Annotated in this window: 26 protein-coding genes; 10 read left to right on the top strand and 16 right to left on the bottom strand. The window is 37.3% G+C overall.

What is annotated here, in order from left to right:
* Positions 1-25 precede the first annotated feature (25 nt).
* Positions 26-718 (bottom strand): response regulator transcription factor, encoded by a 693-nt coding sequence (locus AN957_RS01990; protein WP_056681990.1) that lies wholly within the window; start codon positions 716-718, stop codon positions 26-28.
* Positions 719-1,019: 301 nt separating this feature from the next.
* On the opposite strand from AN957_RS01990, the gene AN957_RS01985 reads away from it, so the two are divergent.
* Positions 1,020-2,084: a DUF418 domain-containing protein gene (locus tag AN957_RS01985; protein WP_053478176.1), complete on the top strand. Its 1,065-nt coding sequence runs from the start codon at positions 1,020-1,022 to the stop codon at positions 2,082-2,084.
* 113 nt (positions 2,085-2,197) lie between these two features.
* On the opposite strand, the gene AN957_RS01980 is transcribed toward AN957_RS01985, so the two are convergent.
* Positions 2,198-2,785, bottom strand: coding sequence for a TetR/AcrR family transcriptional regulator (locus tag AN957_RS01980; protein WP_053478177.1), 588 nt, complete (start codon positions 2,783-2,785; stop codon positions 2,198-2,200).
* 118 nt (positions 2,786-2,903) lie between these two features.
* On the opposite strand from AN957_RS01980, the gene AN957_RS01975 reads away from it, so the two are divergent.
* Positions 2,904-3,467: a hypothetical protein gene (locus AN957_RS01975; RefSeq protein WP_053478178.1), complete on the top strand. Its 564-nt coding sequence runs from the start codon at positions 2,904-2,906 to the stop codon at positions 3,465-3,467.
* Positions 3,468-3,512: 45 nt separating this feature from the next.
* On the opposite strand, the gene AN957_RS01970 is transcribed toward AN957_RS01975, so the two are convergent.
* Positions 3,513-4,568 carry a YeiH family protein gene (locus tag AN957_RS01970; protein ID WP_056681988.1) on the bottom strand — a complete coding sequence of 352 codons (1,056 nt, stop codon included), beginning with the start codon at positions 4,566-4,568 and terminating at the stop codon, positions 3,513-3,515.
* Between the two features lie 114 nt (positions 4,569-4,682).
* On the opposite strand from AN957_RS01970, the gene AN957_RS01965 reads away from it, so the two are divergent.
* A complete protein-coding gene (locus AN957_RS01965; protein WP_053478179.1) occupies positions 4,683-5,570 on the top strand; it encodes a LysR family transcriptional regulator in 888 nt (295 codons plus the stop codon).
* Positions 5,571-5,636: 66 nt separating this feature from the next.
* Here AN957_RS01965 and AN957_RS01960 read toward each other — a convergent pair whose 3' ends face one another.
* From AN957_RS01960 to AN957_RS01910, 11 genes are all read right to left on the bottom strand, one after another.
* The gene (locus tag AN957_RS01960; protein WP_075209067.1) at positions 5,637-6,233 is read right to left on the bottom strand and encodes a hypothetical protein; all 597 of its coding nucleotides are present in this window, start codon (positions 6,231-6,233) and stop codon (positions 5,637-5,639) included.
* 31 nt (positions 6,234-6,264) lie between these two features.
* Positions 6,265-6,903: a hypothetical protein gene (locus AN957_RS01955; RefSeq protein ID WP_053478180.1), complete on the bottom strand. Its 639-nt coding sequence runs from the start codon at positions 6,901-6,903 to the stop codon at positions 6,265-6,267.
* A gap of 13 nt (positions 6,904-6,916) precedes the next feature.
* Entirely contained in the window at positions 6,917-7,315 is a 399-nt protein-coding gene (locus AN957_RS01950) for a permease prefix domain 1-containing protein (protein WP_053478181.1), read from the bottom strand.
* Complete coding sequence (locus AN957_RS01945; protein WP_053478221.1) at positions 7,312-7,641, bottom strand: PadR family transcriptional regulator; 330 nt, start codon at positions 7,639-7,641, stop codon at positions 7,312-7,314. The genes AN957_RS01950 and AN957_RS01945 overlap by 4 nt, the downstream gene beginning before the upstream one ends.
* A 164-nt stretch (positions 7,642-7,805) precedes the next feature.
* Positions 7,806-9,188 (bottom strand): MATE family efflux transporter, encoded by a 1,383-nt coding sequence (locus AN957_RS01940; RefSeq protein WP_053478222.1) that lies wholly within the window; start codon positions 9,186-9,188, stop codon positions 7,806-7,808.
* Between the two features lie 39 nt (positions 9,189-9,227).
* Positions 9,228-9,584: a GIY-YIG nuclease family protein gene (locus tag AN957_RS01935; RefSeq protein ID WP_053478182.1), complete on the bottom strand. Its 357-nt coding sequence runs from the start codon at positions 9,582-9,584 to the stop codon at positions 9,228-9,230.
* 18 nt (positions 9,585-9,602) lie between these two features.
* Positions 9,603-10,358, bottom strand: a complete 756-nt coding sequence (locus tag AN957_RS01930) for a DUF2087 domain-containing protein (RefSeq protein WP_053478183.1) — start codon at positions 10,356-10,358, stop codon at positions 9,603-9,605.
* A gap of 142 nt (positions 10,359-10,500) precedes the next feature.
* The gene (locus tag AN957_RS01925) at positions 10,501-11,760 is read right to left on the bottom strand and encodes a polysaccharide deacetylase family protein (RefSeq protein WP_053478184.1); all 1,260 of its coding nucleotides are present in this window, start codon (positions 11,758-11,760) and stop codon (positions 10,501-10,503) included.
* 93 nt (positions 11,761-11,853) lie between these two features.
* Entirely contained in the window at positions 11,854-12,168 is a 315-nt protein-coding gene (locus AN957_RS01920) for a DMT family transporter (RefSeq protein ID WP_053478185.1), read from the bottom strand.
* A gap of 2 nt (positions 12,169-12,170) precedes the next feature.
* Positions 12,171-12,518: a DMT family transporter gene (locus AN957_RS01915; RefSeq protein ID WP_053478186.1), complete on the bottom strand. Its 348-nt coding sequence runs from the start codon at positions 12,516-12,518 to the stop codon at positions 12,171-12,173.
* A gap of 72 nt (positions 12,519-12,590) precedes the next feature.
* Complete coding sequence (locus AN957_RS01910; protein ID WP_053478187.1) at positions 12,591-13,169, bottom strand: TetR/AcrR family transcriptional regulator; 579 nt, start codon at positions 13,167-13,169, stop codon at positions 12,591-12,593.
* 162 nt (positions 13,170-13,331) lie between these two features.
* On the opposite strand from AN957_RS01910, the gene AN957_RS01905 reads away from it, so the two are divergent.
* Together AN957_RS01905 and AN957_RS01900 are read left to right on the top strand one after the other, a co-directional pair.
* A complete protein-coding gene (locus AN957_RS01905) occupies positions 13,332-14,228 on the top strand; it encodes an SDR family oxidoreductase (RefSeq protein ID WP_056681985.1) in 897 nt (298 codons plus the stop codon).
* Between the two features lie 547 nt (positions 14,229-14,775).
* Positions 14,776-16,956: an MMPL family transporter gene (locus tag AN957_RS01900; RefSeq protein WP_056681983.1), complete on the top strand. Its 2,181-nt coding sequence runs from the start codon at positions 14,776-14,778 to the stop codon at positions 16,954-16,956.
* A 25-nt stretch (positions 16,957-16,981) separates the two neighbouring features.
* Here AN957_RS01900 and AN957_RS01895 read toward each other — a convergent pair whose 3' ends face one another.
* Together AN957_RS01895 and AN957_RS01890 are read right to left on the bottom strand one after the other, a co-directional pair.
* Complete coding sequence (locus AN957_RS01895) at positions 16,982-17,908, bottom strand: CBASS cGAMP-activated phospholipase (protein ID WP_053478190.1); 927 nt, start codon at positions 17,906-17,908, stop codon at positions 16,982-16,984.
* A 90-nt stretch (positions 17,909-17,998) separates the two neighbouring features.
* The gene (locus AN957_RS01890; RefSeq protein WP_053478191.1) at positions 17,999-18,511 is read right to left on the bottom strand and encodes a YbaK/EbsC family protein; all 513 of its coding nucleotides are present in this window, start codon (positions 18,509-18,511) and stop codon (positions 17,999-18,001) included.
* 276 nt (positions 18,512-18,787) lie between these two features.
* On the opposite strand from AN957_RS01890, the gene AN957_RS01885 reads away from it, so the two are divergent.
* The 5 genes from AN957_RS01885 to AN957_RS01865 all read left to right on the top strand — a co-directional run bounded on the left by AN957_RS01885 (position 18,788) and on the right by AN957_RS01865 (position 24,520).
* Positions 18,788-19,135: a hypothetical protein gene (locus AN957_RS01885; protein ID WP_053478192.1), complete on the top strand. Its 348-nt coding sequence runs from the start codon at positions 18,788-18,790 to the stop codon at positions 19,133-19,135.
* A 79-nt stretch (positions 19,136-19,214) separates the two neighbouring features.
* Positions 19,215-20,201, top strand: coding sequence for a ketoacyl-ACP synthase III (locus AN957_RS01880; RefSeq protein ID WP_053478193.1), 987 nt, complete (start codon positions 19,215-19,217; stop codon positions 20,199-20,201).
* Positions 20,202-20,557: 356 nt separating this feature from the next.
* On the top strand, positions 20,558-22,123 hold the full coding sequence (locus AN957_RS01875) for a Vga family ABC-F type ribosomal protection protein (protein WP_053478194.1): 1,566 nt from the start codon (positions 20,558-20,560) through the stop codon (positions 22,121-22,123).
* A gap of 204 nt (positions 22,124-22,327) precedes the next feature.
* Entirely contained in the window at positions 22,328-23,389 is a 1,062-nt protein-coding gene (locus AN957_RS01870) for a metal ABC transporter substrate-binding protein (protein WP_053478195.1), read from the top strand.
* A 126-nt stretch (positions 23,390-23,515) separates the two neighbouring features.
* The gene (locus AN957_RS01865; protein ID WP_053478196.1) at positions 23,516-24,520 is read left to right on the top strand and encodes a permease; all 1,005 of its coding nucleotides are present in this window, start codon (positions 23,516-23,518) and stop codon (positions 24,518-24,520) included.
* Positions 24,521-24,524 lie beyond the last annotated feature (4 nt).

Raw genomic sequence — 24,524 nt, 5'->3', positions numbered from 1 at the left:
GCTTAAGATGATTCTTAAGAAAACCTTAAGATTTTAAACGATAGCCCATTCCCCATATTGTCTCGATATATTCTTCATTTGGATTGGCCTTGGCTAGTTTATTCCTTAAATTGCTCATATGTACATTAATCGTATTATCATCTCCATAAAATACTTCATCCCATACAGCTTCAAATACGTTGGCTTTGGTAAACACCTTCTTAGGTGAAGAGAACAATAGAACTAATATCGCGTATTCACGTGCAGTTAATGGTACCTCTCCTCCATTCACCTTTACTGCTTTTGCTTCTGTATCAATACTAATATCTTTATGCTTCAACTCTGGATTTTTCCGTAAATCCCCTGAACGTTTATATCTTCGCAAATGGGAGTCAATCCTTGCTGCAACCTCCTCAATATCGAAAGGTTTTGTAATATAATCATCTGCTCCTGTTCTTAATGTCTCAATTTTCGTTTTCTGCTCCAATTTTGCGGAGATGATGAGGACGGGAACCGAACTTTTTTTACTAATTTCCGCAAGGATTTCTTCTCCACTCATTCCAGGCAGCATTAAATCTAACAGAACCAGATCCCACTCTTGTCTTTCTAAATAAATCATCGCTTCAGTACCTGAAAAGGCAGGCTGTGGGGCATAACCGCTCCTTTTGATTATGCTGCATAGCAATTGGCTAATATCATTATCATCTTCCACTACTAAAATGTTTATCTCTATATCCATTTATCTTCACCTCATTTCTGTGTAAAAAATAAATTGTCGGTTCTGATTAATTAAACAAACCTTTATTTATGAAGAATTAACCAGCGCAGTAAAATTAGGCAGACCGACATTTATAAACGTGGTAGTTAGCAGATGCTCTTGAAGCTTTATTGATTTTGTATAGCTATCATAATCTTTCAAACAATCCTTTTACAATAACACCCTATCTTACAAAAATGTAAGAGTCTTTATAAGGGAAAACAATATATAATTCATCCGGACTCATGTAAGATAAATGAAGTCAGACTTACAAGGAGGTTTTATGGAAAACCCAAAAGCGAACAAACGAATTGATGTACTTGATTACATTCGAGGCTTTGCATTACTCGGTATTATTTTAGTTAACATTCTTGCACTGCTTCATATTAAAATACCAGATCCGCTTACTATAGATGCAAGCTACCAGCGTTTTCTATACTTATTTGTAGAAGGCCGTTTCTACACTATTTTCTCCTTTCTATTTGGAGTTGGCTTCTATCTCTTTATTACACGAGCCAATGCAAAAGGAAAAAAAGGGCATGTCCTTTTTTTACGCAGGATAGCTGCAATGTTTGTGTTCGGAATTCTTCATTCCTTGTTTCATCCAGGTGAAGCTTTAATGGTTTATGCCATTTGCGGTTTCATTACATTGCCTTTTTATAAAGTTAATAAACATATAAATTTAGCAATTAGTATCATTCTTATTATTATATTTGGTGTCATGGGAATAAAGGTAGCTTTACCTCTGCCTCTTATTTTACTAGGACTTGCTTGCGGACAATATGAAATATTTGAAAAACTGAAGCAAAAAACAAAACAGCTTTTTATATTTACAGTAATTATGCTTATCCTTAGCATGATTGGGTTGTATATCCAATACTTAAACATGCCTGAACAGCCATTTGAAACGATGATTTTACTAAGTGAAGATGGCCCCCTCGATCAGGCAAGTAAGTTTCTCCAAATCGGGGTAACAAACGGACCGATTATATCAGCCTTTTATATAGGAATTTTGCTCTTGCTCCTACAAACAAATATCGTACAAACCATTCTTAGCCCCCTTAAATATTACGGGCGAATGGCATTCACAAACTATATTGGTCAAACAGCTTTTATTTTACTTTTTGGCAGGATATTTCATTTCATAACCAATCTGACTTATGTCCAAACGCTTTATTTATGCTTAGCTATTTATGCTATTCAAATCCTCTTCAGTGTTGTTTGGCTGCAATACTTTAAGATGGGACCGCTTGAATGGATTTGGCGTATGTTTACGTACTGGCAAACAGTTCCTTTGAGAAAAACTGTGATTAAAGAAAATCATGTTCAAAATCATGGAGGCTTATAGAATAAAAACACCATTTGTTGATAAAAAATATGTGGCAAAAGTATATTATCTCCCAAAATCAGAATAAAAACAGAACGAAAAACGGACTATCCTTTATCGGAAGTCCGTTTTATTTACTCTATACAAATCGTATCCAAATGATGTTCTAACACACGAACGATTCGCTCCTTGTCAACCCGCTTCGGCTCAAGCAATGCATGAAGAGCAATCCCGTCAATAAGGGCATACAACCTTTCTGTTTCTACAGCTATATCCAGTTCTTTCCGCAGCAGGCCATACTGATCCATGGAATCAACTAGCTTTTTTATGCCATTAAAGACACCATCATCCTTTATATTAAAAATATCTTCCCTATGTCTGGCATGGGCAATAAAAGCAATCCATACCTCCATTTCGGCCATGGTTTCCTCATTTATAGGGACCATTTGCAATAAAATGCTTAAGATCATTTCTTTTGGCGGCAAATCCTTCCTAGTTATTTCATTAATACGTACAGTTGCCTGTTCCTTCACAAGATCCATCGCGTACACAAGCAATTCATCCTGTGTAGAAAAATAATGACGCAAGGCTCCAAGCGATAGCCCTGCTTCCTTTGCGATATTCCTAACGGTCGCTCCTTCCATCCCTAGATTTAAGATGACCCGCCATGTAGCTTCAGCAATTTGTTTTCGTCTTTTTTCATGATCAACAATTTTTGGCATAGTATTATTTTATCAATGAAAAATTAATTTTTCAATTTTATAATACAGTTGTATTATATAAAATAGCATGGTAAAATACTTTTTATATAATACATCTGTATTGAAAAGAGGTGCACGTTTGAATTTCCTTGCATGGATGATTATTGCGTGTGAGATCGGCTTCTGGGTCGTTATTGCCTTAGGTTTAGTCACTCGCTACGTATTTAAGATGAATAAGCTTGGTTTAGTATTTTTAGGCTTAACACCTGTTATTGACTTAATTTTATTAGTAACGACAAGTATTGATTTATACCGTGGAGCAACTGCATCTAGTATTCATGGGATTGCAGCCGTTTATATAGGTGTATCAATCGCCTTTGGGAAAAGTATGATTCAATGGGCAGACGAGCGCTTCCAATACTATATTACAAAACAAGGACCGAAGCCGGCTAAACGTTATGGGCTGGAATATGCTAAGCATTATCTTAAAGGATGGGGCAGGCATGTCATTGCATTTCTCATAGGTGCCGGGCTTCTTGCCGGGATGATTTATTTTATAAATGACTCCTCCCGAACCGAAGCATTAAGTGGGATATTAAGGTTATGGTCAATTATTTTAGGAATTGATTTTCTAATTGCCATTTCAAACTTTATCTGGCCAACGAAAGCGAAGGAAAAGCAAGTACATTCAAAGGACCGATGAAAATAGAAGCGGATTTTCCACTTTAGGAAAATCCGCTTTTTATAATTAAACAATAAAATAAGCGATAATTGATAAACAGATAGAAGCAATCCCCATGGCAATTAACGGCTTTAATGCTTTCGTACGCAAATCGTGAAGGCTGACATTCAGGCCAAGTCCGACCATTGCTGCTGTTAAACACCAAGTAGTAAGATTCGTTACCCCGTTCGTAAACGTTTCAGAAACAGGAATCGACTTTCCTAGTACATAACTGCCAACTACACTCATAATCATAAACCCAATGAGAAACCATGGAAATTCAATCCTCGTATCAGAATTTTTATCTCCTGCGTTTTTCTTTTTCATCATGTACATAAAAATAAAACATAGTGGAACGAGCAAAAATACTCTGCCTAGTTTTGCAAGCAAGCCAATAGCGAGTGCATCCTGTCCCCCAGGTGCAGCTGCTAATGCAACATGAGCGATCTCATGTAAACTAATTCCTGACCAAATGCCATATTCACTTGCCGTTAATGGAAGGACATGACGTAAAATCGTATAGCCAATTGCAAAAATAGTACCTACAAGTGCAATAATTCCAACCCCAATGGCTGTATCCTCATCCTTGGACTTGATAATTGGAGCAATAGCCGCAATGGCAGCTGCCCCACATACCCCAGTTCCTACTCCGACCAGCAGTGATATATTCTTATCTGCTTTTAACAAGCGGGCCAGCCAAACGGTTAACAAAATAGCAAAAACAATAACCCCAGCATCACGGATAAGTAATCCAAGACCATCCTCTAAAACCGTCCCGATATTGAGCTTTAACCCATATAAAATAATGGCAAATCTTAAGAGTTTTTTTGAGGAAAAACCAATACCTGCCCGCAAAAGCTCCGGGTATCCAAAAATATTCCGGTATAAAACCGCAATTACTATTGCGGAAGCCAGCTGACCAACATGGTCAAACCCAGGTAATTTTGCTAGTAAGTAGCCTAATAAAGCGATCAAAAAAGTAAACGCAATCCCACCGACCAATCTTCCAGTTGAGACAGGTTTTTTTTCTGGCTGAAGCTGTTCTTTACCAGTTGAATCTACTTTAGCTGCTTGTGCTGACATTTCAACACCTCCAAACTGATTGTAATCTTAGCATAATGTTTTCTTTACTATAAGGAAAATAATATTTTATAATGCTAATAATAAGTAAAACACATACCTAGCGGAGGTGATGATTTGGACCAGCAATTAGCTGTCTTTGTCACTGTAGCGGAAAAGCAGAACTTTTCACGTGCAGCTGAAGAATTACATATGACCCAGCCTGCTGTCAGCCAGTACATTCAAGCTTTAGAACGTGCAATGGGCACCAAATTATTAGAACGAACCAATAAATATGTCCATTTAAATAAAGCCGGAGAAATTGTTTACCATCATGCTAAAGAAATATTAGGGCTCTATGGGAAAATGCACTATTTAATCGATGACCTTACAAATAATCCAAATGGACTGTTATCCATTGGAGCAAGCTATTCTTTCGGGGAGTATGTTCTGCCTCACTTAATTGCTGACATGCAAGAAAAATATCCACAAATAAAGCCAGCCATCACCATTGGAAATACGAAGGAAATAGCTGAACTCGTCCTTGGACATCAATTAGATATCGGCATTGTGGAAGGACAATACAAGGAGAAAAATTTAAAAATTGAGCCTTTTGCAGTTGATAAGATGAGTATCATCGCCTCTCCAAAAAATCGATTATCACACATAGAAGGCGAGGTATCTATCGCTGATATTGAGGAAGAAACATGGGTTGTAAGAGAAAACGGCTCAGGAACAAGAGAAGCGACTGAGAAACTTTTTAAACAATTTAACATTGCACCTCAAAAAATATTAGAATTTGGGAGTACACAATTAATTAAAGAATCTGTCGAAGCCGGAATTGGCATTAGTCTATTGTCTGATTGGGTCATTCAAAAAGAAAGAGAAAACGGCTCATTAGCAGTAATCGATGTGAAGGGAATTTCTCTTACAAGAGAATTTTCAGTTGTTTTGCGCTCTCCCTTCCAAACAAAGGCGTTGTCTGTATTTTTAAAACTATTGAAAGATGAAAATGAGGAAATATGAAAAAGCTGATAAACGGCTCATAAGGCAATCGTTTATCAGCTTTACTAATGATCTTTCATATGAAAACTAGCTAAAATCAGGTGATTTATAAATCATTGGTTTTCCGAAACTAAAGTCATGTTCGATCATTTTTTCACTTGCCTGATGCGGATAGAGAACAAGATTTCCTTTAAATACTAATTCAAGCTTGTTCACCGCCAATAAATCTTGAGGTGTACATTGGCTCGGGGATTTATCAAGCATTCCTTTTTTTTCATTTAAAATGGTTGCAACAAATTGAGAGCAAAAGAACGCATTTTTTCGTTTAAGATTATATCTAAGCATAATGGCAATAAGTCCTAAGAAGTTATATTTATATAAATCTTTCTTTGCTTCAATTTGTCTAACCTTTGTTTGCATTTGTTCATATTCCTCTTCTGATAGGGAATAGCTATATATCTCACATCTCGCTTTTTTAAACAATCCCTCTGCAATTCTTTCCCTTACAAAGCCGCCAATAAAGGGATTATATGGCTTCTTGCGCCCGAAGCTGAATATATTCGTTAATTGTTTATCAAATGAAATCGATACATGGTTTAATGGCTGTTTCGTATATAGCTTGATTAATTTCGTAAAAAGTGTTCCTGTATCTGTAAAAATGATATAGACCTTTTTCTCCTCCATAATCTACCTTCACTTTCTTCTAGAATTCTAATCAATTTACTCTTCTCTTCTTATAGACGAAATAATACATAGAAAGGGGCCACCATAATACACAAAAAATTGGATAAACCGCCCAAATTGTGTTTGGAGAGGAGACTGCATTCACAGTAATGAAAAATAAGATGATTAATAAACTAGCATGTACCGAGAATGTGAAAAATGTCTTTTTCAACGCATGGTATAAAGATAACGGCCACCATAACACGACAAACGCAGGATAGATTGCCCAAGGATATCCGGGAGAGATGAGTATGTTCAAGATTAAATAATATAGAATTATACTTATGCTCCCTACCCATGCAATGGACATGGTCTTAGCCCTTTTTCCTAAAATAATTAGGATTGGCCACCATAGAATAGGAAAGATGGCATACAAGGACCACGGGTGAACCGGCGAATGAATCATATTTTCAGAAATAAGAAATAGAATAATGAGTCCACTGCATAAAATAGAAAATAGTTTATGTTTTTCCTGTTTCGCACAGTACAGACCAATTGGCCATAGCAGCAAGGCTAAAGAAGGATAGATAAACCATAAATACTCGGTGCTTGTTACATAATTTACGATCATAAAAAAGAGAATACTCATAATGCTTCCAGCTACCGCAAAACCAACATCATATTTTTTCATTTATTTCCACCCCTCATTTGGAACGCTGCCATTTAAAATACATTGTTAAAGGCCACCATAATACTGCAAACGTCGGATAAACAAACCAGATGACATCAGGAGAATAATAAAGGTTAATAAAAAGAAATAAAGCAATGATTAATGCGCTTCCCCAAATTGAATAACCTAAATTTAATTTCGTCATATTTTTCTTTATTGGCTGTTTGACACCAAGCTCCTTTTTCAAATCTTCTATATCCCCAAACTCCACAATGGCTTTATTAATCGCATCTTCCTCTTCTTTTCCGTTAGCCTTTAAATCCCAGACCTTTTCTTCAAGATTTTCCAAAACCTCTTGCTTAATTGCATTTTTTTGTTCACTTTCAGGAATGTCCTTAAACAGTTCTTCCACATGATTTTTTAACTTCTTCACTTTAACCCCTCCATAAATAAATCGATGATCGCCCTTACTTCCTTCCACTCTTTCACCATTTCTTGCAAGTAAGCTTTTCCCAGCGTTGTAATTCTGTAATATTTCCTTTTTCCGCCTTGGGAAACTTCCCCCAAGTAAGATTCAATTAGTTCTTTCTTCTCAAGCCGCTGGAACACTGCATATAAAGTTGCTTCTTTTATCTGAAATCGATTGTCTGTGCGTAAACTGATTTCCTTTGAAATTTCATACCCATAACGATCCTCTTCGTAAATCAAGCGCAAAATAATCGAATCCAAATGTCCGCGAATAATATCACTTCTAATCATTCTGACACACCCTTGTACATTCACTATTCTATCTGATAGAGTAATATTAACCGAAATTACTCTACCTGTCAAAGTAATTTTTATCCCTTTTTTAGCTTTTTTTGATTTTTTTGTAAAAAACAAAAGGAACATCTCCTTTTTCTAGAAGATGTTCCTTTTCAATTTTAGATTAGACGAACAATTTGCTTTTTCTTCCACGACCAGCGGTAATAAGAATACACGAATGCAAAGGTCACAATGAATGCTGCTGGATAACCAATCCATATCCCTTTGATGCCAAGATTTGTGTAACTGGATAACCAATACGCAACAGGAACCTCGATCAGCCAGATTGGAATAATACTTAAAACAGTCGGCCATAGGACGGTTCCGCTTGCCCGCATCGTCGAATTTAATATATGTGCATGCCCAATAATCACATAACTCCATAATGTAATCATAATCAAACTATTCGCAATTTCAATTGTTTCTTTACTTGTAATAAATAGCGAGAGGATGTTTTCAGAGAAAATATAGATAAGAATAATCAAGACCCCGCTGATTACATAATTAAATAAGACCCCTGTTCGAATGACCTGGTTTAATCGATCAAATTGACTGCCTCCAATAGCCTGTGCAGCAAACACAGAAACAGTGATGCTTAAACTGATTGCTGGCATCTGTACATAACTTGCCACTTGATTCACTACACCATATGCAGCTGTTGCATCCGATCCATAGCGGTTAACAAAAGTGATTACTGCGATTTCAGAAAGTGACAGCAAAATCATACTGATACTTGATGGAATACCGAGGCGCAATAGCAGTTTAAGCAATTCTTTATCCATTCGAAGATACTTCCGAATCGAAGCATCCATTTGCAGCGGATGCTTTACTCTGTGTAAATAGAAAAGCATGACAACAAAAGTAATGATAGTGGATAGTAAGGATGCATAGGCTGCTCCATACACACCGAGCTGCGGAACACCAAACCAGCCGAACACTAACAGCGGCAATAAAGCCACATTAAGAACAGTGCTGACAATTAGGAAATAAAAAGGCGTTTTTGAATCTCCTGTCCCCCGCATAAAAGTGGTGTATACAGAATACAAAAACAATACAGGCAATGACCAAAATAGAATTCTTGCATAATGAACACTAATATTTATAATATTATCCGGTGTGCCAATTAAGCGAAGAATATCCATGGCAAAGATTCCTCCGAGGATTGCCAGCACAACGCCTAAGATGAACGTAAATGTTAATGTTGTCCCTACGACAGCCTTAAGCTTTTCTTCATTTCTCGCTCCGAATGCCTGACCAATCAAGATTGCACTGCCTGATCCGATCCCGATGGCAAAAGAAATAAGCAGAAAGAATAAAGGAAAAAAAGCTGAAATAGCAGCCAATTCATTCACACCTAGCCAGCGTCCAACAATGACCATACCAAATAATTGACCAACAGATTGAAGAATATTGCTGAGAATCAAAGGAATGAGGAACATAAGCATGGGACGCCAGACTGGCAATGGGCTCGCTCCTAGACCTTCAGATTTAAGCTTTTCCATTTTTATATTTTGCTGTGATTCCAACTTTCATTTCTCCTTTTAACGGGTCTTATCCTGGTGATACCCGCGTTCTCCGAATGGCTGTAGCTGATTCAGCCATTTTTCTTCTAGTTTCTCTAATTCTTCCTTCTCATTGTAGTAGAGATCATCCTTCTCTTTCAAAATCTCTAACACTTCCATTTCAAAAGCGTCTTTTCCGTATTCGCTCCATTCTTTCTGGAGCATTTTATTTGTGTAGGCACCATTTTCTAACGCAAATTTTGTCCCATTTAATGTTTTTAAATTTCGTGTACTGCCAATAAAGATTTTATTGTTCTTTGTATTTTTAATTTGAAATATCCCTGCTTCAATTTTTATTTCTTTATATTGCTGCTTTAGTTCTTTTTTTCTGTCCATTTTTCTCTTTCCTCCCGATTATTTTTTCAGCCAATACTTGCTGCCATCTGCTTTTCGATCTAGAAAGCCGTATTCAATTAGATAGCGTCTTAATAATACATAATCATCGAAAGCATCATTTAATATTTGATTAACTTCCTTTTCCCCGTAAAACTTTTCACTATTGAAACGATTGGCTATTGCTCGAAGAACGACTAGCCTTTGCTTTTCCTTCGGTGGAAAGGATTTCAGTTGTTCATTTGTTCCCGCAGGAAAAAATTTCTTCAAGATTTCTTCATTTTCTTCCTTCGTCACATTGTATCGGTCATCTACCATTCTTGCTGTTTTATGAATATCAATGAAGTCTGGTTTATGATTGTCTTTTTCTTTTAAAAGCTCCATCAATGTTAAAAATAGCTTAGCCTGACGCTCTTTTTCTTTTAAGACAAAGCGATGATTCCGAATGGTCGATACACTGCCAATTCCCATGTCCTTCTGCACTTCCGCATCACTCTTCCCTTCATAAAAGAGCCGCAGAAGACGATTTTGATGATCTGTCAATCCCGTCAGCTTTTTATCGAGATCAATCAGGTAATCAAACACGGATTCATGTTCGCTCTGAATATGAAGAGACATATATCTTTCCGCTTCATAAAAAACATCCTCTGCTTGATAAACAATCCCCTTCTCCGTTGACTTCCCACATAAAAGACATATATAATGACGGTCTTCCTCAATATAACCTTGCTTCAATTCCTCAATTGAGGCATTCCAAAAAATTTCTGATAAACCCATTTATAGTCACAACCCTTATTTGTTTATATTATAGTAGACATTATATGTTTTTGTTTATTCATTGTCAAACAAATTAAAATTACATCTATATAACTGAGCATTTCCGCGAAATAAAAAGAACCTGACAAAATGCCAGATTCTTTTATTGATAAGCTTCTATATTTAATAATGTTTCTAAGTCTACCATTTCAAAGCCCTTTTCCTGCAATCCTTCAATTAATTCAGGCAATGCCTTTGCAGCTTCTGTCTTCTTCGCATCAGAGTGCATGAGAATGATGTCGCCATTTCTAACATGACTCATAACATTATTCACGATATTGCTTGCCTCTTTTTGTGACCAATCAAGTGTATCTATTGACCAAAGGACAACAGAATATCCCTCCTGCTGTGCCATCTCTACAACTTGTTTATTCGTCTCACCATACGGCGTTCGGATAATGGAAGGTTCTTTTCCAATAACCGATTTAATTGAATTTCCAGCTTGCTCAATTTCTATTTGAATTTCTTTTGCTGATAACTTCGGCAGTTCTACATGATTATAGCTATGGCTTAAAACTAAATGACCACTGTTATATGCCTTTTTCACAACTTCCGGGTACACTTCTACATTTCTGCCCAGAAAAAAGAAATTCCCTTTTACCTTATATTCATCTAAGATATCAATAATTGCTGGTGTTACTTTCCCATCTGGACCATCATCAAAGGTTAAAGCAACTTGTTTTTTATTTGGACCATTTATATACACATTCTTATTCTTTTGAGCAAATGAAACAATTTGTTTACGCCATTCCTTCATGCTTTCCCATGCCGATGCAGACAGTTGACTAGATTCCCCTTTAATATCAAGTACATACTCATCCTTTGCACGTTCTGAATTAAAAACAGATAGGTGATGAACGGCTTCTTCTTTTGATATAATGAATTTTAGTTCAATTTTCTGGTCTAATTCGTAAACATAAATCTCTTCATTATTTGCTTCCCTCAAATGGTCTGGCTGACCAAAACGTTCTTCAATCTGTACGGACGTAATTTCATTAAGTTCCTTAGCATAGGAACGGACATCAAATATTTCCCCTGCCTCATTAAATCCTAACGCAAAGTTTTTATTTTGATAGGTAGCATAGAAACCTTGACCTGCTTGATCGATCTGATCTGGCTCTCCCCACTCCGCTTTTACTTCATCTATTTTACTGTCCAGTACATTGTATGGACTGCCTAAGGTCATTCCGCTATCCGCTTTTTCCATCACTCGATTTAGCAAATCAGCAGCCACATTGCTTTCTTTCGGCTGCAGTCTATCTTCCCTCTGCTGTAATTGATCTGATGAAGCGGGGGTATCCGCATGACAAGCCGTTAATAGAGTAAATAACATGCCAATAACGAGTATGCTTTTCTTATTCAAGGTCCTATGCCTCCTTAAAAGTCATTACATCTTATCTGTCGGAAGCATTCAATTAAAAGTTGCAGGAATGCTTAAAGTCAGTTCTGCAAAACATTAGGATAATGCCTTCAAACCCGTTACACCGATTACGATAAGAGCCACACTTGCAATTCTTAGCTTATTCTTAGATTCCCCAAAAAGCACCATATTTAACAGAACCGCTCCTGCTGTTCCAATTCCAATCCACACCGCGTAAGCAATACTTAACTGCAAATAGTTGAATGAAGTGTATAAAAAGGCAAAGGAGGCACCAAATCCCCCTAAATAGATGATTCCATTTTTTATTGTTTTTTTCTGGCTATATAATTTTAATCCTAATACACCGATCACTTCACTTACAGCAGCACAAATGACAAACAACCAGCCCATACTTAAGCAACTCCTTTCGATACTGTTTCCTCTTCTTTGTTATCAGCTAGATTTAAACCGATAACCCCCATTATTAAAATTGCGATAAAAAGAAACTTCCCTATGCTAAAGCTGCCTCCGAAAAGGAAAATATCCATTAGGGCTGTTCCAATTGTTCCTACCCCCGCAAATACTGCATAAACGGTCCCTGTTGGAAGACTTTCACACGCTTTTGGTAGAAAGTAAAAATCAATCAGAATAATTCCGATAATGATTACCCATTGCCACCATGTCTCGGCTACATTAAATCCATACACCCAAATTAATTCAAATAAACAAGTTAAAAAAACATATATCCATGCTCTTTTCATTTTTTTGCTCTCCCTCTCGATGACTGACTGTCATTCATTTTTAATCATAAGAATTGGAACACTCAATTTTTGCTATTCTTGAATGCCTAGTCCATACCTTAAAAATTCTAAAACCTCAGCTTTTTGTATAGAAGCTTGATCATCCTGTTTTGAATCATATAAGTAAACCTGTTCAGCTGCTGATTCTACTAAGCCGATGAATAGCTTTGCAGTACGCTCAACATGAATCGAATCCCGGATCATTCCTGAAGACTTTGCCTCGTTTAGGAATTGGCTGATCCATGAATAGAATGGCTCATATACTGTTTCCCATTCCTTAATATGTTCCGTTGATCCCATACCCGCATAGATAAGCGCAAGAATTTCCCGGTAATCACATGTGATCTTAAAGATCGCATCAACTACTTGGGTAAGCTTTGCAGTAAAAGAGGCGTCCTCTTGTACTTCATTTTTCACCGCCGCAATGGTTTTCTCTACCATTACTTCTGCAATTGCCGGCATGACGGAAAGCTTAGAGGGGAAATACAAATAAAACGTGCCTTGTGCGATATTTGCTATTTTTACAATATCGGATATTTTCGTTTTCTCAATTCCCTTTTCACGAAAAACTTCAATTGCTGCATGAACAATCTTATCTTTTTTATTCATGATTTATTGTCCCTTCAAAAATATATGACTGACTTTCATTCATTTTATAAAAAATAATACGTGCTGTCAAAACGTAATGTCTCGTTTGTAAAGTTTCAAAGGGATCACTTTAGGGAACTTCTAAGAATACAATGAAACGATAAAGATCAGAGGAGTGTATAAAAAGTGTACCCGTCTTCCAATTATGGATACCAAAAAGTATGTAAGAATCAACCTATTGCCTTTCCGCCTCAGCATCAACAAACTCAGCCAGGGCTTGAATATTTAATGGTTCCAAGACCCATATCAGAGAAACCATCCTATAAAGGATCAGGGAAACTTAAAGGAAAAGTAGCCATTATAACCGGCGGAGATAGCGGAATCGGCCGTGCAGTCTCCTATGCTTTTGTTAAAGAAGGGGCAAAGGTCGTTATTGTTTATTTAAATGAACATAAGGATGCGAAGGAAACCGAACAAAGAATTAAAGAGCTTGGAGGGGAGTGCCTCCTCATTTCTGGTGATTTAAAAGATGAGAAAATGTCCCAGCAAGTTGTTCAGCAAACATTACAGGCATTTGGAAGAATTGATATCCTAATCAACAATCATGCCATTCAATATGTAAGAAAAAGCATACTCGAAATTACTAAAGAGCAGCTGGAACAAACGTTTCAAACAAATATTTTTTCATTCTTTTACTTAACGAAAGCCGTACTTCCTCATCTGAAGGCTGGCAGCTCCATTATTAATACAGCTTCCATAACCGCTTATGAAGGAAATAAGAAACTAATCGATTATTCAGCAACCAAGGGAGCTATTGTAGCATTTACACGTTCATTGTCCCTTTCTCTTGAAAAACAGCAGATTCGAGTAAATGCGGTTGCACCAGGTCCGATTTGGACCCCGCTTATTCCTGCGACCTTTTCCGAGAAAGAGGTTATAAAATTTGGACTGGATACCCCAATGAAAAGAGCCGGCCAACCATTTGAATTAGCCCCTGCCTATGTATATTTAGCATCTGAGGACTCAAGCTATGTTTCGGGGCAGATTATCCATGTGAATGGAGGGACAATGGTGAGTTCATAATAGCGCAGGTTTTTCATAGGTACGAAGCTGCCATTTAACATACACATGTCCAGGTCGGATCCTTCCTGTAACTGTCTTCCAAGAATTTTATTCTTCGTGGTCACAAGGTACCCATGCTTGTGACCTTCTTTTCTTTTTTTCACCTTTCACGGGCACATAATGACTCTTCTAGTGACCGCGATTGCTCTTTTCCTATCTTGCTCAGGTACATGGAACCCTCACTTGTGACCAGACTTCTCTTTTCCGACCTTACTCGGGCACATGGGACCCCCACTTGTGACCGCAACTTCTCTTTTCCGACCTTACCCGGGCACATGGGACCCCCACTTATGACCGCGACTCCTCTTTTCCGACCTTACCCGGGCACATGGGACCCCCACTTGTGACCGTATCCTCCCTTTTCACTCCTTTCACTGGCACATGCAGTCCCTATTTTAATCGGATCCTCATTGTTATATGTCTTGTATAAAGAAATATCCCATTCATTCTCCGTTCATATTCACTTCTTACAATGAAGTCAACATCAAACAGTAAGGAGTTGGATTGAATGCTTAAACCATTTCGTAAGTTAGTTCAATATACAAGCAGTCAAAAGGGAGCAAAGATGACTATCCTTGCCTGGATCTTAGCAGTTGTGCTTTTTAGCCTGCTAGCTCCATCGGCAAAAGAGTACGAGGTCAATAGTAAAGAAGGAAGCATAAAAGGAGACAAGCCATCAGAAGTAGCTCAACAGATTTTAAAGGAACAGTTTCCTTCTACGGATGGGCTGCCAGCCTTGCTTGTGTTTCACCGTGACGGGAAAATCTCAGAGGAAGACATCGGAAAAATTAATGAATTAAGTGAGTGGCTCGGATCAGACGAAAAGCCGGAACAGATTATGAGTGCACTTCCCTTTCATTCATTGCCGCCGAATGTTCAAAAACAGATGTATTCTGAAAATGAATCTACACTGCTCATTAATCTATCATTAGAGCCTGATTTAGAATCTTCTGAGACACTTGCAGTCATGAATGAAATAAAGGAAAAAGCAAATAAAATCGATATGAATGGAATGCAATTTGAAATCACTGGTCCTGCCGGGATTTCTGCTGATACCGTCTCTCTTTTCAAAAGTGCAGATATCGTTCTCATGCTTGCAACTGTAGCCTTAATATTTATTCTCTTGATTATTATTTACCGCTCTCCCATACTGGCAATCACTCCATTAATTATCGCGGGTATCGTTTACGGAGTTGTCGATCGAATTTTAGGATTGGCGGGGAAAAATGGTTGGTTCACCATTGATAGTTCGGCCGTATCCATTATGCTTATTTTGTTATTTGCGGTCCTAACAGATTATAGCTTATTTGTTTTCTCGCGTTATCGCGAGGAATTAAAGAAGCAGGAGTCTAAGTATGTTTCTATGAATGAAGCCATTTTCCACGTTTCTGAACCAATTGTTTTCAGTGGTGGAACAGTTCTTCTTGCAATGCTGACATTGTTTGTTACGATTTTTGAACCTTACAATCATTTCGCACCTGTTTTCTCGGTGGCAGTTGTCGTAATTCTCATCGCTGGCTTAACACTAATCCCTAGTATCTTCGCGATAATGGGACGCAAAGCATTTTGGCCGTTTGTTCCTAAGGTTGAAGAAGCACAGATAACAACACATGGGATTTGGTCTGCGATCAGTAAGCAAGTGATGAAGAAGCCAGCTTTATTAGGCGGCATCTTACTAATAGTCTTACTTATTGGCGTATTTAACTTTACTTCCATTCAATATTCTTTTAACCTATTAAAATCCTTCCCTGAGGACATGCCGTCACGGCAAGGTTTTGAGCTTCTTGAAGAAAATTACCCTGCAGGCCAATTAGCACCTATGACAGTATTAATTAAGTCTGACAAAGAGTTTCCTATAAATGCAGAGTTATTCGAAAAAGTGAATCATCTTGTTTCTATACTTAGTGACGAAAGCAATGTTGCCTCTGTTACTCCAACTATTCAGGATGAAATGTTGAATATTCCAGAATCACTGCCAAGAAATTATTTAGCAGAATCAAACAAAGCAATTAGACTTCAATTCGTGCTAGACAGCAATCCATATGAAAAAGAAGCACTTGATACAATCCAAAAACTGCGTGATTCAGAAGCATCCCTATTAAAAGCAAGCGGCTTTTCTACAGCGGATGTGAAGCTTCACTTTGCTGGCCAGACCGCTCAGCAATTAGATGTTAATCATATGAACCAGAGGGATATGATTGTCTTATTCTCACTTGTCACTGTATTTCTTACTATTATTCTAGGGTTCCAAACAAAATCTGTTATGATGCCAATTTTGATGATGGCAACGATTCTGCTATCTTTCTTTTCAACAATGGGTTTTGGCTGGTGGATATTCAAGCACCTTATGGGCTATGATGCAATCAGCTATCGATTGCCTGTTTACGCTTTTGTCTTCATGGTCGCACTCGGAATTGACTACAACATAATGCTTGTTTCAAGAATTAAAGAGGAAGCGACAAAGCTGCCATGGAGGGAAGCAGTTGGAAAAGGGGTCGCTGTTACAGGAGGCGTGATTTCCTCAGCAGGTTTAATCTTGGCTGCGACCTTTGCCGTGTTGATGACACAGCCATTACAGGAACTATTCTTATTCGGATTTACAATGGCATTCGGGATCTTACTCGATACATTTTTAATACGTGGCATATTCCTGCCATCTATTTTAGTATTGACAGGTAAAAAGGAATAATTGAGGCCTGATTCCCAACCATTAGTTATGGGGAATCAGGCTTTTTATTCAAAAATGACATAACATCTTTCTTCTTATTCAAAAAAGCCTGTTTTCCCAATTCAATCAGTTCATCGATAAATTTAATTTCATCAAAGGGCATTTCTTCCCCAAGATCCCCATTTAATCGAAAATAGTGATTACCAAGCAGATGCTGACAATGATACGTAACTGATTCGGATGACAATTGAAGGGCCAAGTCCAGCAATTTTGGTGTCATCTTCATTGATGGAAAATGAATTGGCAGCCAATGCTTTGCCCCCCAGTATTTTTCCTTCCCAATAGTAAAATCAATATGCTGCATACCTGTACCAATAGAAAAGATCTCTATTTCCTTTATATCTTTTTTAAAATGATGAAGTGCCTCCGTCACACAAACGAGCGATGGATTATTTGCCCATAAACCCCCATCAATGGACAAGTACTGATTATTAATATTGTTAGGCGGAAAAAAAACCGGTGCCGAACAGGAGGAGAGAACAGCATCCCAAAGCTTAATAGATAAATCATCATTCTCCGTATGTCCGTAGTTCGATCGATGAATAAAGGGCTTTCCATTTGTCACATCCACTGCAGGGATCAGCAGCGGCTTTTTAATATCTGCAAGTGCCATTTCACCAAATGCCTTCCGAAAAAAACGACGTAAATACTGATCACTATATATACTTTTAAAAAGGCCCACCTTTGCTTGCCTGACAAAAATTTTCTTCCCATATAATTCATAACTTTTCATGACTTCTCTCATACTCTTCTTCAATACAATAGATGCAGATATAATCGCCCCTGTACTTGTTCCAGCCACCACATCAAATAAGTCGTCAATCGGACATTCCCACTCTTCCTCTATTGCTTGTAAAATAGAAATAGCAAATACTCCTCGAATTCCACCGCCATCAATGCAAAGCATTTTCATCTTTTTCACCTTGAAATTGCGTCTTTCATACTACTATTCCCTAAGTCATAGACCTTTAGCATGAACACGAATCGATTAATGAGTACCCTGTTATACTTGGGAAAATTCTATTTTATTTTCGGAGTCAGTATCCTCCCAGCCTTTACAAACATCAACCCATTCTTTTGCAGAGGAAAATTCAAAAATTTCATCACATGTAAGTTCAATGGCTGAGTTGGTACTTCCACAAGCAGGGAAAAGAGTCTCGAAACGTTTCATGGAGACATCTAAATAAACATCCAAATCATTCGCCAACCCAAACGGACAGACACCGCCAATCATATGCCCCGTTTGCTCCACTACCTCATCTGCTGAAAGCATGCGCGCTTTCAATTGGAAAGCTTGACGAAATTTCTTATTATCAATCTTTGCATCCCCAGCTGCAACAACAAGAATAGCTTTGTCCCCTTCTCCTCGAAATGAAAGAGTCTTTGCAATTCTTGCAGGAATGACACCTATTGCTTCAGCAGCCAGATCAACGGTTGCGCTTGATGTATCAAACACCATCATATCCATTTCACGATTCCATTTTTTAAAATGAGCTTTTACACTTTCAAATGACATCTTCATCCTTCCTTTCCGTATATTATGTAAAATAATACCATCCTTTATTGCGTTGAAGCAACAGGAGTGATGTGGAATTTAACTAAATCAGAGTACATTTCTCCTTTTTTTAGTATAACAATCCCGAATATTTTAAAATAATCTAATTATTAATACATTTATTTTTCACCATTTTTTCACTTTTCACCCATATTTTTCTGATATAATGATTTTTTGAATAGCTTTACTAAATTTAATAGTAAATAACCAATTAATAAAGGAAGTGTGTAACCAATTATGGCAACAGGATCTTATTCGATGAATGTAAATCAAGTGAAAAAGACAATCGACATGACGGTTAGTGGAAGTTTTACACCTGAAAAGGCACAAGAATTTATTAATGAATACCAGCGTAAAACAAGTGCTATTAAGGCTGATGAATTTATACTTCAATTTGATTGCCGAGATTTAAATCTAGTTACGCAAGAAATGATTCCAGATCTTGAAAACTGCTTCCGACTTTATCATAGTTCTGGGTTCAAAAAAATTGTTATTGAAATAAAAAAGAGTGCGGTCTTGAAAATGCAATTAAGCCGTTTAGCTCGCAATACCGGTTTAAATAATGTAGAGGTCACTGAAATTTAATACGATAAGTAAATGAGTAAGGCTTTTTTAGTCTTACTCATTTACTTAATACATTTATAAGACATCCATAGGAGACGTTATGACAAACATTAAAATCAATGCAATTGAGGTTTACCACCCTAATAAAATTGTTAAAAACGACTACTTTATTGATCATTTTAAACAAAAAGGCAGAGATATTACTCATTTTTTGGATGTTATGGGACGTAATGAAAGATACCTAATTGAGAATAACAGTGAAAATGGGATAACAATGGCGGTAGAAGCATCCAAACGCGTATTAGAAAAGGCAGGGTTAACAGGAACAGATATTGATATGATTATTTTTTCAACTCAAGTCCCAGAGAAAACTGTGCCTACCAATGCCATCTATGTTCACCATTCTATTAAGGGAAAAAAAGATACAATTGTAATGGATACAAACGCAAATTGTGCTGGAATGACCATTTCAATAGAGCAAGCTTCACGTTATATGTTATCTAATCCACATGTACGTACCGCCTTAATTATAGGTTCAGATAATTTTTCACTTATTGCTAATCCTGAAGAGGAAATCACATATGCTAATTTTGGCGATGCTGCTTGTGCCGTAATACTCGAGAAAACCGAAGAGAATACCGGATTTATCGATGCGATCTATGAAGTAGATTCCACTTATCGAGATAATATTCTTTATCCTGAAGAGGGTTTATCCCAGGCTATTAAAGGAGAAGGATCGATTGATTATATGAAATGGTTTCCATTTGATGGAAGCGTCTCTTTGCCCTTTACATATGAAAAAATCAAAAAACTATTAGAACGCAACCACTTAAAAAGTGAAGATATTGATAGTTATTGTTTATCACAATTTGCTCTCTCTAATATCCTAAAAATCCAAGAACATTTTAACATTCCTGATCAAAAAATAATGTATGTGGGTGACCAATATGGCTATACAGGAACAAGCAGTCCATTTATTGCCCTTTATGAAGGAATTGAATCTGGTCGAATAAAACGTGGAGATCATATCCTTTTTTGGACAATTGGCGGAGGCCACGAATTTATTGCGATGTTATTTAAATATTAAATTTCAACAAATTGTATCGGGCCATTTAAATGCATATCATTCCCACCATTTTTTATCAGTCAATTGACAAATACCAGCTAATTGTATATTGTAATAATAACTATACGCGAAAGGGTGACCCAATTAGATGAAGTTCTAATCCTATTTTTCGAAAGCAATCAATTGAAGACTGTCTTAGTTAGCAGATATCTGCTCTATTTCGTGTTGTCTTCAATCGAGGTTTTCAGAATAGGATTAGGTTTCTATAGTTGGTCCTTCAAAGGGAGTAGTCTCTTTGTGCACCCCTATGCCTCCTATTCTGAATGCAGATAGGAGGCTTTTTTGTCTCCAAGCACTTATGAAATGGGGATGATTGTATGATGCTATTAGAAGCAAACCATATCAAATTATTTATAAAAGACCGTTTATTATTAGATATAGAAAAATTACAAATTCAAAAACATGATCGAATTGGTCTTGTTGGCAGGAACGGCTGTGGAAAAACAACCTTATTAGAGGTTTTAGCAGGAGAAACATCTCCTGACAACGGAACGATCGCAACAAATGGCATATGCGAGCTTTTACCGCAGCTAAAAAGAACGGATACGACAAAAAGTGGCGGAGAGGTGACACAGGAATATATTAATGCCGCACTCGCAAAAAGCCCTGCTATTTTACTAGCAGATGAACCAACAACAAATTTGGATACGAGCCACATTGAATGGCTGGAAAAGAAATTCAAAAAGTCCCTCAGCGCACTTGTTCTTGTTTCACATGACCGTGCATTTTTAGATGCTTTATGTACGTCCATTTGGGAGCTTAATGAAGGAAAAGTGAAAGTATATAAGGGTAACTACTCCGATTACATGGAGCAGAAGGAATTGGAGCTGCACCAGCAGAAGCAAGCTTACGAATCATATGAGAAGAAGAAAAAACAGTTAGAGGAAGCATTAATATTAAAAGAGAAAAAAGCAGAACGAGCTACGAAAACACCGAAAAATGTAAGTTCGATCGAAGCGGGAAAATCCAAGCCTTACTTCGCTAAAAAGCAAAAGAAACTGCAAAAAACGGCAAAGGCGATTGAAACGCGTTTAGAAAAGCTTGATAAAGTTGAAAAAGTCAAAGATGCGCCTGTCATAAAAATGAATTTGCCTAACGAAGAAACCTTTAAAGGACGAATTGTCCTGCGAGCAGAAGATATACAATGTTCGATCGGTAAGAGATTACTCTGGAAATCTGCCAGCTTTCATGTACGCGGAGGAGATAAGCTTGCTATCATCGGACCGAACGGATGCGGAAAAACAACGCTCGTGAAAAAAATAATGAATCAGGAGGAAGGGATATCGATCTCCCCTTCCATGAAAATCGGCTATTTTAGTCAAAACATCGATATTTTAAATACAGAAAAATCCATACTTGAAAATGTCAGCACAACCTCGATACAGAATGAGACATTCATACGGACAGTCCTGGCGAGGCTGCATTTTTTCAGAGAGGATGTCTATAAGCCAGTTGGTGTCCTAAGCGGCGGGGAACGAGTAAAAGTAGCATTCGCTAAATTATTTGTTAGTGAAATTAATACAATTATATTAGACGAACCAACAAACTTTCTTGACATCCCATCAGTGGAAGCACTCGAAGCCCTCTTGCAGGAATATGAAGGAACCGTTATTTTTGTTTCTCATGATCGGCAATTTATCGAGAGCATTGCCACACGAATTTTAGCGATTGACAACCAAGAGATTCAGTTATTTGATGGGACATATGAGCAATTCAAAAACTATACACCAAAAGTTGCACACGATACAAAAGGGGATCAGCTCCTCCTATTAGAAACTAGGATAACAGAAGTACTGAGCCGCCTTAGTATGGAACCTTCTGATGAGCTGGAATTAGAATTTCAAAGACTTTTAGCTGAAAAGCGAAAATTGGCAAACCAATAACAAGGTAAAAACGGCAGAAATCGATCTGCCGTTTTTTCCATTATGCTGCGTTGATTTATTAAAAAGTGAAATTTTAAAGGAAAGAAAGCATAAAAACATTTACAAACTCATAGTCTTACTTTAGAATGTAAAACGTAATAATTACGATTTAAGCCGCTGATAGTTTCATGTACTAGTAAATTAATGAAGATTGGAGTTACACATATGAAATTTAAAAAACCTCTTCTCACCTCCCTATTTACATTCAGTCTAATGCTTTCAGGCTGCGGAAACACAGAAACAGCAAAGAAAGCTGACGGAGAAAACGTAGACAAGGATGAGGATAAATTAACTGTTTTAACAACTATTTATCCTCTAGAAGATTTCACAAAGAAAATTGGCGGAAACTATGTTGACGTTAAGAGTATTTACCCGCCAAATGTGGATGCTCATTCCTTTGAGCCTTCTACGAAAGATATGATGGGACTTGCTGTTTCTGATTTATTCATTTATACAGGAGTTGGAATCGAAGGATTTGCAGAGAAAGCAACAGAATCTTTGAAGAACGAGAACGTCGCTATTCTAAAAGCTGGTGATGGTATTGATCTATTAAAATCAACCCATGAGCATGATCACGAGGATGAAGGCGAACATAATCATGACGAAGATGATGGGCACACCCACGACCAAGGCGAACATAGCCATGACGAAGTAAGTACTGAAGAGCACCATGAGCATGAAGAACACGGTCATCACCATGGTGATTATGACCCTCATGTATGGCTGGATCCTATTCTATCAATTGAACTTGCTACTAATATAAAAAACTCACTAATCCAATTAATGCCAGAACATAAATCAGAGTTCGAAACTAATTTCTTGCAACTAAAAGGCGAATTAGAGAAACTTGACGAGGAATATAAAACGGCCATCGAGAATTCAAAAACAAAGTATTTGCTCGTTTCTCATGCAGCCTATGGATATTGGGAAGAAAGATACGGAATTGAACAGATTGCTATTGCAGGCCTGTCTCCAACACAGGAGCCTACACAGAAAGGCTTGCAAAGTATTATTGAAGAATCGAAGGAACATCAAATTCAATACGTGATCTTCGAACAGAACCTATCAACAAAAGTAGCGGAAATTATTCAGAAAGAGATTGGAGCCGAATCTCTTATTCTTCATAATCTAGAAGCAATTACAGAAGAGAATTTGAAGCAAAATGATGATTACTTTAGCATAATGAGAAGGAATCTAGAAACTATTAAGAAGGCATTAAACAATTAAGGTTTGAATCCCCCTTCCCTGCCACATGAATGGCAGGAGGGACTTTTTATTTTTTTGTTTGACAAGCCCTGATTAGTCACAATAGGCTGCTTGTTAAAATACACTTATCTTTTGTAGGAGGAATTCATGAAACGCCTTTTCCATGCTAATATCATAGATATAACGGGGATTTTAATTATCGGATTGGCTTTATTCTTTTTTTCATTTGGCTCTAATATAAAAAATCTATTTGAAGTACCAGCTTCTTTTTTAAACATGAATACGATATTTTTGAGTATTTTAATAGAAGCACTTCCTTTTGTACTCGTCGGTGTCCTTATCGCAGGAATTATCCAAATTTTCGTAACAGAAGAACATATCAAGAAATGCATTCCCAAAAATAAATTACTGGCTGTGCTTATGAGCTGTATTATAGGAGCCCTGTTCCCTGCATGTGAATGCGGGATTGTTCCTATTGTTCGAAGACTTATCTCCAAAGGGGTGCCTATCCACGCTGCGATGGGCTTTATGCTAACAGGACCTCTTATCAACCCAATCGTTATCGCCTCTACATACATGGCCTTTGGAAACAACTTTAAAATTGCAGGATTAAGAATGGGCTTAGGTTTTGTCATTGCCATTATCATATCCATCGTAATCAGCCTTCTTTTTAAAGGGAATCAATTTAAAACTGCACCCCAGAAGCAAACGATCCATTCACATTCACATACAAAAAAAGGGCCTTTTTTAAATCGATTTTGGTCTATGCTAACCCATTCGATAGATGAATTCTTTGATATGGGAAAATACTTAGTCATCGGGGCTATTTTAGCTGCCTTTGTGCAAACATATATGCCAGCTAAAGCGCTGCTAGAGGCTGGGGATGGAACAGTAGCCTCATTAATAGTAATGATGGGCTTAGCATATGTATTATCTCTTTGTTCCGAGGCGGATGCATTTATCGGTGCTTCATTCAGCAGTTTATTCCCAACATCTTCTATTCTAGGCTTCTTAATTTTTGGTCCAATGATTGATTTTAAAAATACAATCATGATGCTTAATGTCTTTCGATTTAAGTTTGTTATAAGTGTGTTAGCGTTGGTCGCATCAATTATATTTATTGTCCTTTTACTACTGAGCAGCTATATATAAGGAG

The sequence above is a fragment of the Cytobacillus solani genome (genome assembly GCF_001420595.1).
GTDB lineage: Bacteria > Bacillota > Bacilli > Bacillales > Cytobacillaceae > Cytobacillus > Cytobacillus solani.
This window is presented reverse-complemented; position numbering and strand designations above follow the sequence as displayed.